This is a genomic window from Lacimicrobium sp. SS2-24, assembly GCF_002201535.1.
In the GTDB taxonomy this organism is placed as follows: Bacteria; Pseudomonadota; Gammaproteobacteria; order Enterobacterales; family Alteromonadaceae; genus Lacimicrobium.
In genome coordinates this window covers 60098-72589 of sequence record NZ_NIWW01000006.1, presented here as the reverse complement: position 1 = coordinate 72589, position 12492 = coordinate 60098, and the positions used below count along the sequence as shown (strand labels likewise).

Below are 12492 nucleotides of genomic sequence, written 5' to 3'. Positions count from 1 at the left end.
GCGGTTCAGCTTTTACCATTTAGCATGTCGCGCAGTTTTTGCTCCGCGCGCTCTGCAGCGCTCATTGTCTGTTGAGGTTGTTCAGACTCTGGCTCAGGCGGAGCGTCACCAAACAGCGCGGCCAGTTTGGCTTTGGCGCGGGCATTCTTATCTTTAGGGCTGCCACGATAGGCATTTGGGGTGAGCGTTATGTAATCACAAAAGTTGGCTTTTTCGGTATCGGATGGGGGCTCGGCACGTTCTTCCTCACACCCTCGCTGGCCGAAATGGGTGCACATTTTACACACATGCTGATCGGCCTGACAGTGGCCACACACCTCGCGCCGGGACAGGGGTAAAATCAGATCTTGTAGCGCTTCACCGCAGTGCCAGCACTGATATTGTTGTGACATACACCTTTCTCCACAGCGTTAAAGGTCTTGGAGCACTGATGCTACGCCACAACCGCGCCTTTCACAAACCCCACCGATGATTTACCAAAGGCGTTCTTGCGGTAGCCCCTGCCCGAACAAGCGCAAACACTACAGCGCCTTTTTCGTTGGCATTACCACATTGGCAAAAATTAACCCGGCCACCAAAGACATAAAGATTAAAAAGGTTTCCTGTCCCACGTGGTCGGTAGGTACAAAGTCCTGACCCGACACAAAGGAATTGAGACCAATATAGGTTTTTGAGCCCGGCACCAGCACAATAAGCCCCTGCATAACAACAATGCTGGCCGGGGCATTGGCAAAGCGGGTAAAGAGGTTGGAATAGATCCCCACCGCGAAGGCACCCACAAAGGTGGCCAGGCCAAAAGCCAGATAGGGTGCACTGAGAATACTGGCCGCATAAGCAATAAAGCCGGACAATAATGCCCAGGGCGCATGTTTAAGGCGTAGACGAAACAGCACAACCAGGGCGCTACACAGCAACAAAATGGCAAACCAGGCTGTCCAGCGGGGCAGGGGCTGCGGAGCAACAAATTCGCCCTGACCAAACAGCGCAAAGCCGATAGAAATGCCTAAAAAGGCGCCAAAATACAGCTTAAACAGCAACATTAAGGCATCCATCACCCGCGCAGTACCGGAGACCAGATGCCTGGCGGAGAGTTCTGCCAATCCCAGCGCCAGGGCCAAACCGGGAATAAATACAATAATTGAAGAGAGCACCACCAGACGGATATTAATGCCCACATCCACATAGCTGCTGATGGCACAGGCGAGCACACCGGAAACCATCGCCACCACCGGCTCCAGCATCAGTGTCACCCGCTTGGAATGACCGGCCCACAGTACCCAAAGATATACGATCAGTCCGATGCAGCCCGACCACAGCACATCATTCCAGCTTGAGCCGAGCAACATGGCAAAGGCGGCGGTGGAAACGCAAAACGCTACGCCGGTAATGCCTTTACCATAAGGATTGGGCAGGGCGTTGATCTCATCCAGCAAGTGGTCGGCTTGTTTGAGGGTCAGCTTGCCGTCCAGCAACTGAGTGACCAGTTCATCGGTACGGGCCAGGGAGCCTAAGTCCAGATCACCGGGCTGAACCCGCGCCGCGTGGGTGTATTCGTCCTCGTGCTTGTCGCTCCAGATGACAAAGGTCATGGATGTGGGGGTAGAGATAAAAGACGCGTGCACGCCCAGATAGGTGGCCACTTCCGTAAGATGCGCCTCCTGACGAAATGCCGGTGTGCCGTATTTATGCAGCATCTTGCCCAGCTTAACGATAAATTTTCGAATCTGAACGAATTCTGTTTTATCCACCTTGATATCTCTTATTACAGCCAGCCACCTATCGGGCCAGGTCGGCGCGGATTCTAGTGCCAATGCCCATCATGAACAACGACTATTTTTTATCCATTCTGGATTAGAAAAGCTTATTCGTTAATCGAGTGAGATCACTCGCAGAAAATGGCGGCGGCGCGACCGCAGTGTAGCGCTGCCGCGCCTGTTACGACCTTATCTCAGCTCTCGATAAGCCGGGTGTCAGATCTAAAACGGATTCAGGGTATAGCCCTGTTGTTGCAAAAGGGCATGAGCGGTCATGGCTGAAAGTGCGACTTCCACGCCGGGCAACAAGTCAGACTGAGCCACCTTATGGTATGCCGCAGACTGCCCACATACGATGATCCTGACCTGGTTTTGCAGCAACGCCTGAATAAGGGGAATGTTGGCATTAGACTGGCCGTATTTGGCCTGATACGAATCGTTACCCAGCAAGTCGAAGAGGGCATCGCCATGCACCACCATGGCCAGACGAATATTCTCTGCAGGAACACCATTGGCCACATGCATATTTAAAAAACGTGCAAGGCTGTTCATGCTGCGATTCACTTTTCCTGAATCCGCCTTCTTCGCCAAATCAAAGCTTACATTGAGTGATGTGGCGCTGTTAAGGGACGAGCCAGGTTCAACTGCTGCGTGAGCACCAAAATCTTTGATAAGAGGGCCTGTATTGAAATCCTGTGCCAGCACACTGAACACCGGGAACAAAAAGGTAATCAGAACGGCGCTTGTTTTGAGCATAAGAGAAATCCTGATGATTGCGATGTGTAGCACTATACCCTAATCAGTATGTATCGCTATCATGACACTCATGTAAGCGATTATTACCAAAGCCATTTTACGCGTTGTAGTCGAGCGCTTTCATCAACCTGCAAACTCCCTTACAGTGCGCCTCTTTTCAACTCAGGCAAGCGCCTGATACCGCTCAGCTCGGGGAACACTAATGCAGGAACTACTGGCGTTTGCACTGTTGTGCTTTACTTCATTTTTCACACTGATTAACCCTCTGGGTGTGATGCCGGTATTTATGACGCTGACCGCTGACTTAACACCGGCACAGCGAATCAAAACGGCGCGCAAAGCATTGCTCGTGTCTTTTGTGATCATTACCACGTTTGCACTGGCCGGCCAGGTGCTGTTCTCTTTCTTTCATATTTCGGTCAACAGCTTTCGAATCGTCGGAGGCATTATCTTCTTATTGATGGGGATGGACATGCTTCAGGCACGGCTATCGCGAATCAAAGTGGGTGAGGATGACGTCAAAACCTATGTGGAGGATATCTCCGTCACACCGTTGGCGATCCCTATGATTTGTGGGCCGGGAGCCCTGACCAACGCCATTGTGCTGATGGATGATGCCACGTCATTTAACTTTGAGCTGGTGCTGTTTGCATCGCTGGTAGGGGTATTGTTACTCACGTACTTTATTTTGTACTTTGCAGCCGTATTAATTCGCTGGCTAGGTGACACGGGCATCAAAGTCATGATGCGACTGATGGGGTTAATTATTATGGTGATCGCCATTGAGTTTATTGTGGCGGGTATTAAACCCATCGTGCTGGACATTGTCAGTGCAATGCCGTCATAGACCATTGCCAATGGCGGGGCAGGCGGGATTCTTATTAGCTTAAAGATGTATTAAAGTCCTAACAGTATTTAGGCAAGATTTCTTAGTCTCGATGAATTTTCGTGTGGTATTAATTGATGTACTACCCTTTGAAGGTATTAATTTAAACTTGCTAGCATTTGATTGTACTCTTGAACTCATAAATAGAAGGTCTTCATGGACAAAAAAATATCAACAACAAAGCTTCTTTTGATCAGCGCTATCGCAATTCTCTTGCCTGCTTGCACATCGACCGGAGGAGTGAATCCTACGAGGGACGGTAATCTTGCAATTCACGTAAGCGGTGATTCGGGCTTTATCTCTCCGACAACTTTGCAAGAAGAAGCTTATGAAACTGCTCGCAATTATTGTTCAAAAAAAGGAAAGCAGATTGAGGAAGTAGATTTTAGTTCCGATTCGGGCTTTGGAAAATTTCCTAAAGTAAGTCTTATTTTCAACTGTATTTAGTTTGCGTCTATGTTGGAGTTGTATTGGAACCTCCACTGGTTCAAATCTTCCGTAGCGAACTGAAGCCGTGACCCCATTAACTCTCTAGAAATAATGCCACTCCGACTCCAATCAGAACGTTAAGAATAAAAAGATCAGATCCACTTCAGATACTCACTACCGTGTGCCTCTTTGGTCACCAGAGCTTCGCCCAATAAAAAACCCCATGCCTTGCGGCACAGGGTTTGTGTTGGTGGAGCTGGCGGGACTTGAACCCGCGTCCAGAAAGCGTCTACCGTTGGTACTACATGCTTATTTTGTCTTTTATTTAACTATTTCGAACTCCGACAAACAGGATTTCTCATAGCGGTCCTGATTCTATTTCGCGGTTCAACCCCAGGCGGGTTTCCCTCGCTAGTTCATGTGGATGACCTTCCGAACCTCTACCCATGAACGAAGTCTGAGTGGAAGGGCTCACGGCCGGTTATTAAGCGGCGAGAGCGTAGTTTTCGTCGTTTGCGACTACTTTAAATGCGGCTTTTTAAAGAGGCCAACCGCTCCTCTGCATGCACCTCGGGTGTCTAGAATCCTGTCGAATCCAAAATCAGCCCCGAAATCTGTCACATATCTCTATATGAGGCCCCATAGTACCATATTCAAGTGAAGGTGAATAAAATAATTAGCGGCCTGGTATGGGTTTGCGCATAGAATCACCAGCGCCCTCAGGCGCTGTGTTTCATAATACGTTCTTTTTGGCGCGCCCAGTCGCGGTTTTTCACCGTGTCGCGTTTGTCCTGATTGTGTTTACCCTTGGCCAGGTAAATTTCCACTTTCACCCAGCACTTCTTCCAGTACATGGCGGTGGCAACAATAGAGTAGCCCTGGCGCTCACGGGCCCCAATCAGGCGGTTGATCTCGCGCTGATTGAGTAACAGCTTACGTGAGCGATCGGGATCGCAGACCACATGGCTGGAGGCCTCTTTTAAGGGCTGTATGCTACAACCCAGCAGGAACGCTTCACCGTTATGAATAATGACATAGCTGTCTGCCAGATTGACTTTACCGGCGCGAATGCTTTTGACTTCCCAGCCCTGTAATGAGATGCCCGCTTCAATTTTATCTTCAAGAAAATACTCGTGGCGGGCCTTTTTATTCAGCGCTATGGTGCTGCTTTGTTTGGATTTGTTCGTCTTCTTGTTCATCGGCCGTATTATACCCAAGTTGCCTTAATATGCGAGCGTCTGCGCCTGTTAACACGCGGCTTTTAAGCCAGAGCGGGAAAAAAGCAGGTGGTCAGACTTTTACTGCTATGCCAACAAGCCTGCTGCGCGAAGATGTCGTCAAAACCCGCTGAAAAATACCCATACCGAGTCGGCTTAACAGTCCTGTTTGTGCCAAGTTCAGTAACCCATTCACGTCCGTTAGGGCTTTGAGCAGGGCCTTTGCGCTTTGTCGAATTTACCCGGTTCGGCAGACCTTAACGTGGAATAAGGTGTTCAGGCTTTGTGTATTGTTCATCCGCATCGTTTGCGGGCCTGCACTTTAAAGTGACTTGGGGTTATACTGCAACGAATTTTTTGCATTGCGGCTGCCCGCCATGCCGCAGTTCTATGGTGCTCGTGACGGATAGGGCGCAGTAAAGGAGTTTTGATGGCGAATGTGAATCGTAGTGCACTGGTAAGTTTCAGTGCTGAGTCCATGTTTGATTTGGTCAATGATGTGGATGCCTATCCCCAGTTCTTGCCAGGCTGTGCCGAAACCAGGGTGCATGATGCGGATGACAACAGTATGAAGGCCTCAATCCTGATCAGTAAAGGCGGTCTGCGCCAGTGGTTTACCACGCAAAACCAACTCAAGCGCGGGGAATATATTCGCATGGAGCTGATCGAAGGCCCCTTCAGCCATTTAACCGGTGGCTGGCGCTTTACGCCGCTTTCCGCCGATGCCTGTAAAATTGAACTGGATCTGCAGTTTGAGTTTGCCAGTCGCCTGGCGCAGGCGGCCTTTGGTAAAATCTTCAGCAGTATTGCCAGTAATATGGTGGCGGCGTTTACGCAGCGGGCAAAGGAGGTGTACGGTGACCGATAAGCAAATTCGCCTTGAAGTGACCTATGCGTTACCAGACCAACAAGCGCTGCTGGAAGTCGTGGTCGAGCAGGGCGCTACGGTCGAGCAGGCGATTAAGGCCTCGGGGATCTTGCGGCGTTTTCCAAACATTGATCTGCAACAAAGTAAAGTCGGCATCTGGTACAAGACCTGTAAGCTGGATGATCAGCCCAAAGAAGGCGATCGCATCGCTATTTACCGGCCACTGATTGCGGATCCCAAAGAAGTGCGTCGTCGACGTGCTGAAAAAGCGAAACAGGAAGGCCGTGCGGATAAAGTAACGGGTGGGCGGGTGAATCCGCTTAAACGCCGTGAAAAAGAAACGAAAGAGGCTGATTAAATATCAGCCTCGCCTGGGAAGGTGTTTATTCGGGTTGTTGATCCAGAGGCACTTCGAAGTTTTCCGGCTTTTCAAAGTCACCTTCCATTGAAGTTAACAAGCCGTCTTTAAATTCCAGAATCAGTTCTTTACGTACATTCTTGCCACCCATACCCCGTTTCATGGTGTATACGTAGTACCAGGTGTTTTCATTGAAGGTGTCTTCAACAACCGGCTTACCGAGAATAAAGGCTACCTGCTCTTTACTCATCTGCACACGCAGTTTGTCAATGTCATCCTGATCCAGGTAGTTACCCTGAGGAATGTCGATACGGTAGATCCAGCTTTGACAGGCTTGCAAGCTGGTGAAAAGAACTAAGCAGATTAAGAGTTTTTTATAGGTCATAGTCATTCGGTGTTCACTGAGTGGCTGCATCCTAACTTTTTGCCGGGAAACTGTCTACGCCAGATCGGCAAGGGATACAAATAAGTGGGCGTCGTTACAGTGCCTCCTCAGCAGCAACCTGCATGCTGAGGAGAGACCGCTGGTAAGAGCCTTTACTGGCCGAGAAGTTCCCTGGCATTGGCAAGAGCGGTTGAAGTGAGCTTGTCACCGGTTAACAGACGGGCCAGTTCTTCTACCCGCTGTTCCTGTTCCAGTGCCTGCATATGGGTTTCGGTGGTATTACCATCACTGAATTTGGTGACCAGCATCTGGTTATGGGCACAAGCTGCTACCTGAGGCAGGTGGGTAACGCACAGTACCTGGGCTTTTTCACCCAGCTTGCGCAGCAGCTGACCGACAACAGACGCGGTTGGGCCGCTGATCCCCGAGTCAACTTCATCAAAAATCAGTGTCGGTACCTGATGGCTGGTGATCACCTGTATCGCCAGGCCAATACGTGACAACTCACCGCCAGAGGCGACTTTTTCCAGCGCTTCCGGGGGCTGACCAGGGTTGGTGGCAACCAACAGATGAATCTGATCCAGTCCATGCCGGCTCATACTGGCACTGGGGTCAAATTCTACCTCAACCTGCACGGTGGCCTGCGCCATATTCATACGACGGATGCGCTGCTGAATTTCTTCAGCCAGCTTGTTCGCCGCCTGCTGTCGGGACGCACTGAGCTGTTGTGCCTGCTCAAGATAGGCCTGTTTCAGACCTTGCAGTTTGTCGGCAAGCTCGCCAAGGCGATCATCATCCTGCTCCAGCTGAGCATACTCCTGCAGTAACCCTTGATGATGCTGGTACAGTTCCTCGGGCATAACCTGATGCTTACGCGCCAGTTCCATGGCTTTTGAAAAGCGCTCTTCCACCTGCTGCATGCGCAGCGGGTCGATCTCCAGGTTTTCCACGTAATCGCGCAATTGCACGGCCGCTTCATCAATCTGAATGCTGGCCTCAGATAACAAGTCAATAATGGGCACCAGCGTGGAGTCCTGCTCCTGTAGCTCTGTCAGCCGGTCTACCGCCTGCTGAACCAAGGCCAGGGCATTGATCTCATCGGCGTCATAGAGCTGATGAAAACTGAGCTGCGATTGCTCCAGCAAGCTTTGACTGTGGCTCAGGCGTTTGTGTTCGGTCTCCAGACGGGCAAATTCATCTTCTTCGATGGCAAATTCATTTAATTCCTGAACCTGATATTCCAGCAACTGGCGCCTGGCCTGTCTCTGTTCCTGATTTTGTAACAGCGCCTGGTAATCCTGTTTACTTTGCTGAAGGCTATCATAGGCCTGGCGAACCTTATCCTGCAAAGGCCGATGACTGGCAAATTCATCCACAATGCGCCGCTGGTTATCGGCTTTTAGCAATTGCTGGTGAGCATGCTGACCGTGAATACTGATAAGCAGACTTCCCAACCCCCTGAGTTGCTGCAATGAGGCGGGAACACCGTTGATATAGGCTTTAGAACGGCCCTCTGCAGAGATAACCCGGCGAATGATACACTCTTCGGTGTCCATGTCCTGTTCGTGCAGCCAGGCTCTGGCAGCGGGCAGATCATCGAGGGTAAAGGTTGCGATGATCTCGGCTTTACTGGCCCCTTTTCTGACCATGGTCGCTTCGGCGCGATCACCCAGGCACAAGCCAAGGGCATCAATGGCAATGGATTTACCTGCGCCCGTTTCACCGGTTACTGCGGTCATACCGCTGGAAAAATCGATATCGAGAGACTGAACGATAGCAAAGTGACGAATAGAGAGTTGTACCAGCATTCTGAACCTCTGTTTATATGTACAGTTAACTGTAACTATATACAGTTAAATTGTGTTGTCCAGATGAAGCAAAGGATTTTTTATCAACAGAGAGGTAAATTTGCGGTGCTCGCTAAGGCTGACTGAGGCCCTGTGTCAGTCTCTTAAAGTGTGCAGCCATTCAGGGGGCGCTTCAGCCTCTTTAGTACAGCTTGCTGCCCCAGCCGAGTTTAGCCCTTAGTACACTAAAGTAGTTGTAACTTTTGGGGTGGATCAGGCGCAGGGTGTAGGGGTTTTTGCGAATGCGTATCTCATCGCCGGGCGACACGCTTAATACTACATGTCCGTCGCAGCTCACCTGCAGGGTTTCGGTGTTGTCCTGAGATATAACCAGTCGTATCTCGCTGTTGGCATCCAGCACCAGCGGACGGCTGCTCAGGGTATGAGGGAACATGGGCACCAGGGTCAGCGCGTCCAGATTCGGGGTAAGAATTGGGCCACCACCGGACAGAGAATAGGCGGTTGAACCGGTCGGTGTGGCAATGATCAGGCCATCGGAGCGCTGACTGAAAACAAACTGGTCATCCACGTGCACTTCAAATTCCATCATGTGGGCCACTTCACTGTGGTGCACGACCGCTTCGTTTACTGCTGCGTTGCTACTTTTAAGCTGGTCGTGACGGTACACTTCCACTTCCAGCAAAAAGCGCTGCTCGGTCACGTAATTGCCAGAGAAAATGTCATCAAGCTGGGCTTCAATATTATCCGGATGGATATCGGTTAAAAACCCCAGATTACCGCGGTTGACGCCCACAACACCGACGTTGAAGCGCGACAACACTCTTGCTGCACCCAGCATATTGCCGTCACCACCTACCACAATCGCCAGATCGGCCACTTTGCCAATGCCAACAATGTCCAGCACTTCAAGGTTGTCGTCATCAAATTTTGCCGCCACCTGTTGCTCTATCAGCACCCGGTATTGATTCTGGGTCAGGTAGTTGTAGATCGCCCTGAGGCTCTCATTTGCCCCCTGATGGTCAGGTTTGCCAATTAATCCAATGGTTTTAAAGCGCTCGTGCATGGCTACAGGCCCAGTTTCAGTTGCCGCAAAGTGTGTAAAAGGGGATCAGGCGCGGGAAACCTGTTATCAAATAACGCCTTTTATCCTAATCACAAAGAGGGTAACTGTCGCCATAAATAATGCAAGAGCCATAAGCTCGACACAAAGTTGCAAAAAAACCTTGAATCGTTGCAATCCAACCCCATTTACTGCTGCAACCCGAATGACAGACTCAGATAGACGGAGAGCCGAATGAGCAACGAGCAGCAGCCAAAACAAGACGAGCAGCAGCCGGAAGCGGAAAATCAACAAGACACCCAGGCTGAACATAGCAGCCAGGAAGAGGTCGCGAACAGCGAAGAGCAGCAGCGTATTGCTGAGCTTGAAGCGTCACTGGCACAGGCTGAAGCCACCATCAGAGACCAGAAAGACGCGGTGCTGCGCGCCAGAGCGGACGCAGATAATGCCCGCAAACGGGCCGAAGCGGAAATTGATAAGGCCAGAAAGTTTGCCTTAGAACGTTTTGCCGGCGAATTGCTTAGCGTTATCGATAACCTTGAGCGCGCACTGCAAGTGGCAGATGCCAGCAACGAGGCGGTCAAGCCGCTGATTGAAGGGGTAGAGCTGACGCATAAGTCCTTTATTGCCACCATCGAGAAATTCGGCATGCAGGTGGTTGATCCACAGGGTGAAGCCTTCAACCCGGATCTGCATCAGGCCATGTCGATGCAGGAGAGCGCAGACGTGGAGCCAAACTCTGTGCTGGCGGTAATGCAAAAAGGTTATCAGCTCAACGGCCGTTTACTGCGTCCGGCCATGGTCATGGTGTCTCGTGCACCGGAAGCCGGTGTCGACACAGAGGCGTAATCGCAAAAAAGACACAAATTTACTGGGGATTTTTTTGCCCTTGTTATTGAAAACAAGCACAGCCATCCCCACAAAAGTAGCAACTGGAATTAACGAATATTTTGGAGTGGACTAATGGGCAGAATCATTGGTATTGACTTAGGTACAACAAACTCATGTGTTGCCGTTCTGGATGGCGATAAGCCTCGCGTTATTGAAAACGCGGAAGGGGACCGTACCACCCCCTCAATTATCGCATTCACTAAAGACGGTGAAACCCTGGTTGGTCAGCCTGCTAAACGTCAGGCGGTAACCAATCCTAAAAACACCCTGTTCGCCATCAAGCGTCTGATTGGTCGTCGCTGGGAAGACAAAGAAGTTCAGCGTGACATCGACATCATGCCATTTGGCATTATCAAGGCCGACAATGGCGATGCCTGGGTTGAAGTGAACGACAAGAAGATGGCGCCTCCTCAGGTGTCAGCTGAAGTGCTGAAGAAGATGAAAAAGACCGCCGAGGACTACCTGGGCGAAGAAGTAACGGCTGCAGTTATCACTGTTCCTGCTTACTTTAACGATTCTCAGCGTCAGGCAACCAAAGATGCCGGTCGCATCGCCGGTCTTGAAGTGAAGCGTATTATCAACGAACCCACAGCTGCCGCCCTTGCCTATGGTATGGACAAGAAAAAAGGCGACAACGTGGTGGCAGTGTATGACTTAGGTGGTGGTACCTTCGATATCTCTATCATCGAAATTGATGAAGTGGAAGGTGAGCACACCTTTGAAGTACTGGCGACCAATGGTGATACCCACCTCGGTGGTGAAGACTTTGATAACCGTCTGATCACTTACCTGGTTGACGAATTCAAGAAAGATCAGGGTATGGATCTGCGTAAAGATCCACTGGCGATGCAGCGTCTTAAAGAAGCGGCTGAGAAAGCCAAGATTGAACTGTCTTCTGCACAGCAGACAGAAGTGAATCTGCCTTATATTACTGCCGACAGCTCAGGTCCTAAGCACCTTACCATCAAAGTTACCCGCGCCAAGCTGGAGTCACTGGTGGAAGACATGGTGAAAGAGTCTCTGGGACCGGTCAAGCAGGCCCTGGCAGATGCCGACCTGTCTGTTTCTGATATTCAGGACATCATCATGGTGGGCGGTCAGACCCGCATGCCACTGGTACAAAAGTATGTGACCGAGTTCTTTGGTAAAGAGCCACGTCGTGACGTTAACCCTGACGAAGCGGTTGCCGTAGGTGCGGCTATCCAGGGTGGTGTACTGGCCGGTGATGTGAAAGATGTTCTGCTGCTGGACGTTACCCCGCTGTCTCTGGGAATTGAGACCATGGGTGGTGTAATGACCAAGCTGATTGAGAAAAACACCACGATTCCAACCAAGAAATCTCAGGTGTTCTCGACAGCAGAAGACAACCAGTCAGCGGTGACTGTGCATGTCATGCAGGGGGAGCGTAAGCAGGCTGCCGGTAACAAGTCGCTGGGTCAGTTTAACCTTGAAGGTATTCGCCCGGCCATGCGCGGTGCGCCTCAGATTGAAGTCACTTTCGATTTGGACGCGGACGGTATTTTGCACGTGTCAGCGAAAGACAAAGACACAGGTAAAGAGCAGAAGATCACCATTCAGGCGTCCAGCGGATTGTCTGAAGATGAAGTGAATCAAATGGTACAGGACGCCGAAGCCAATGCCGAAGCGGACAAGAAGTTTGAGGAACTGGTGCAGGCTCGCAACCAGGCTGACGGACTGGTGCACTCCACCCGCAAGCAGGTTGAAGAAGCCGGTGACGCGCTCAGTGATGACGATAAGTCACAAATCGAAGCCGCAGTCTCTGCACTTGAAACCGCCATTAAAGGCGATGACAAAGCTGAAATCGAAGCCAAGACCCAGGAGCTTATCCAGGCTTCTTCCAAACTGATGGAAGTGGCGCAGGCAAAAGCAGCAGCCGAAGGCGCTGAAGGTGCCGCGGCTGGAGAAGAGCAAGCCTCTTCCGGCAAAGCCGACGACGATGTGGTCGATGCTGAATTTGAAGAAGTGAAAGACGACGATAAAAAGTCCTCTTAAGTCATCGATTACCTGGATTGGCAGCACATTTTCGCAAACATGCGATGTTGCCAAAGCCAGGTTTAAT

Annotated in this window: 13 protein-coding genes and 1 other RNA gene; 6 read left to right on the top strand and 8 right to left on the bottom strand. The window is 50.7% G+C overall.

The window, feature by feature from the left end; all coding sequences use genetic code 11:
- Window positions 1-5 precede the first annotated feature (5 nt).
- The 3 genes from CCY32_RS11270 to CCY32_RS11260 all read right to left on the bottom strand — a co-directional run bounded on the left by CCY32_RS11270 (window position 6) and on the right by CCY32_RS11260 (window position 2510).
- The gene (locus CCY32_RS11270) at window positions 6-392 is read right to left on the bottom strand and encodes a hypothetical protein (RefSeq protein ID WP_210401735.1); all 387 of its coding nucleotides are present in this window, start codon (window positions 390-392) and stop codon (window positions 6-8) included.
- Between the two features lie 129 nt (window positions 393-521).
- The gene (locus tag CCY32_RS11265; protein ID WP_088330757.1) at window positions 522-1748 is read right to left on the bottom strand and encodes a threonine/serine exporter family protein; all 1227 of its coding nucleotides are present in this window, start codon (window positions 1746-1748) and stop codon (window positions 522-524) included.
- Window positions 1749-1976: 228 nt separating this feature from the next.
- Window positions 1977-2510 carry a DsrE family protein gene (locus tag CCY32_RS11260; protein ID WP_088330755.1) on the bottom strand — a complete coding sequence of 178 codons (534 nt, stop codon included), beginning with the start codon at window positions 2508-2510 and terminating at the stop codon, window positions 1977-1979.
- 202 nt (window positions 2511-2712) lie between these two features.
- On the opposite strand from CCY32_RS11260, the gene CCY32_RS11255 reads away from it, so the two are divergent.
- Together CCY32_RS11255 and CCY32_RS11250 are read left to right on the top strand one after the other, a co-directional pair.
- Window positions 2713-3357, top strand: coding sequence for an NAAT family transporter (locus tag CCY32_RS11255; RefSeq protein WP_088330753.1), 645 nt, complete (start codon window positions 2713-2715; stop codon window positions 3355-3357).
- Window positions 3358-3552: 195 nt separating this feature from the next.
- A complete protein-coding gene (locus CCY32_RS11250) occupies window positions 3553-3843 on the top strand; it encodes a hypothetical protein (protein WP_088330751.1) in 291 nt (96 codons plus the stop codon).
- 230 nt (window positions 3844-4073) lie between these two features.
- Here the strand turns inward: CCY32_RS11250 and ssrA are convergent.
- Window positions 4074-4434, bottom strand: a transfer-messenger RNA (tmRNA) gene (ssrA, locus tag CCY32_RS11245).
- 110 nt (window positions 4435-4544) lie between these two features.
- The gene (smpB, locus tag CCY32_RS11240) at window positions 4545-5024 is read right to left on the bottom strand and encodes an SsrA-binding protein SmpB (RefSeq protein ID WP_088330749.1); all 480 of its coding nucleotides are present in this window, start codon (window positions 5022-5024) and stop codon (window positions 4545-4547) included.
- 448 nt (window positions 5025-5472) lie between these two features.
- Between smpB and CCY32_RS11235 the strand changes: the two genes are divergently transcribed.
- Both CCY32_RS11235 and CCY32_RS11230 read left to right on the top strand, forming a co-directional pair.
- Window positions 5473-5910: a type II toxin-antitoxin system RatA family toxin gene (locus CCY32_RS11235; protein ID WP_088330748.1), complete on the top strand. Its 438-nt coding sequence runs from the start codon at window positions 5473-5475 to the stop codon at window positions 5908-5910.
- Window positions 5900-6268, top strand: coding sequence for an RnfH family protein (locus CCY32_RS11230; protein WP_088330747.1), 369 nt, complete (start codon window positions 5900-5902; stop codon window positions 6266-6268). The genes CCY32_RS11235 and CCY32_RS11230 overlap by 11 nt, the downstream gene beginning before the upstream one ends.
- Window positions 6269-6293: 25 nt before the next feature.
- On the opposite strand, the gene bamE is transcribed toward CCY32_RS11230, so the two are convergent.
- The 3 genes from bamE to nadK form a co-directional block, all read right to left on the bottom strand.
- A complete protein-coding gene (bamE, locus tag CCY32_RS11225) occupies window positions 6294-6653 on the bottom strand; it encodes an outer membrane protein assembly factor BamE (protein WP_088331045.1) in 360 nt (119 codons plus the stop codon).
- Window positions 6654-6805: 152 nt separating this feature from the next.
- Window positions 6806-8461, bottom strand: coding sequence for a DNA repair protein RecN (recN, locus tag CCY32_RS11220; protein WP_088330746.1), 1656 nt, complete (start codon window positions 8459-8461; stop codon window positions 6806-6808).
- A gap of 181 nt (window positions 8462-8642) precedes the next feature.
- Window positions 8643-9524, bottom strand: a complete 882-nt coding sequence (nadK, locus tag CCY32_RS11215) for an NAD(+) kinase (RefSeq protein ID WP_088330744.1) — start codon at window positions 9522-9524, stop codon at window positions 8643-8645.
- A gap of 231 nt (window positions 9525-9755) precedes the next feature.
- On the opposite strand from nadK, the gene grpE reads away from it, so the two are divergent.
- Window positions 9756-10370: a nucleotide exchange factor GrpE gene (gene grpE / locus CCY32_RS11210; protein WP_088330742.1), complete on the top strand. Its 615-nt coding sequence runs from the start codon at window positions 9756-9758 to the stop codon at window positions 10368-10370.
- Window positions 10371-10484: 114 nt separating this feature from the next.
- On the top strand, window positions 10485-12425 hold the full coding sequence (gene dnaK / locus CCY32_RS11205) for a molecular chaperone DnaK (protein ID WP_088330740.1): 1941 nt from the start codon (window positions 10485-10487) through the stop codon (window positions 12423-12425).
- The last annotated feature ends 67 nt before the right edge of the window (window positions 12426-12492 follow it).

Excerpts from the sequence above, each read along its gene's own strand:
- CCY32_RS11255 (WP_088330753.1), top strand. The coding sequence starts at position 2,713 with ATGCAGGAACTACTGGCGTTTGCACTGTTGTGCTTTACTTCATTTTTC.
- grpE (WP_088330742.1), top strand. The coding sequence starts at position 9,756 with ATGAGCAACGAGCAGCAGCCAAAACAAGACGAGCAGCAGCCGGAAGCG.
- nadK (WP_088330744.1), bottom strand. The coding sequence starts at position 9,524 with ATGCACGAGCGCTTTAAAACCATTGGATTAATTGGCAAACCTGACCAT.
- CCY32_RS11250 (WP_088330751.1), top strand. The coding sequence starts at position 3,553 with ATGGACAAAAAAATATCAACAACAAAGCTTCTTTTGATCAGCGCTATC.
- CCY32_RS11270 (WP_210401735.1), bottom strand. The coding sequence starts at position 392 with ATGTCACAACAATATCAGTGCTGGCACTGCGGTGAAGCGCTACAAGAT.
- CCY32_RS11235 (WP_088330748.1), top strand. The coding sequence starts at position 5,473 with ATGGCGAATGTGAATCGTAGTGCACTGGTAAGTTTCAGTGCTGAGTCC.
- recN (WP_088330746.1), bottom strand. The coding sequence starts at position 8,461 with ATGCTGGTACAACTCTCTATTCGTCACTTTGCTATCGTTCAGTCTCTC.
- CCY32_RS11260 (WP_088330755.1), bottom strand. The coding sequence starts at position 2,510 with ATGCTCAAAACAAGCGCCGTTCTGATTACCTTTTTGTTCCCGGTGTTC.
- smpB (WP_088330749.1), bottom strand. The coding sequence starts at position 5,024 with ATGAACAAGAAGACGAACAAATCCAAACAAAGCAGCACCATAGCGCTG.
- bamE (WP_088331045.1), bottom strand. The coding sequence starts at position 6,653 with ATGACCTATAAAAAACTCTTAATCTGCTTAGTTCTTTTCACCAGCTTG.
- dnaK (WP_088330740.1), top strand. The coding sequence starts at position 10,485 with ATGGGCAGAATCATTGGTATTGACTTAGGTACAACAAACTCATGTGTT.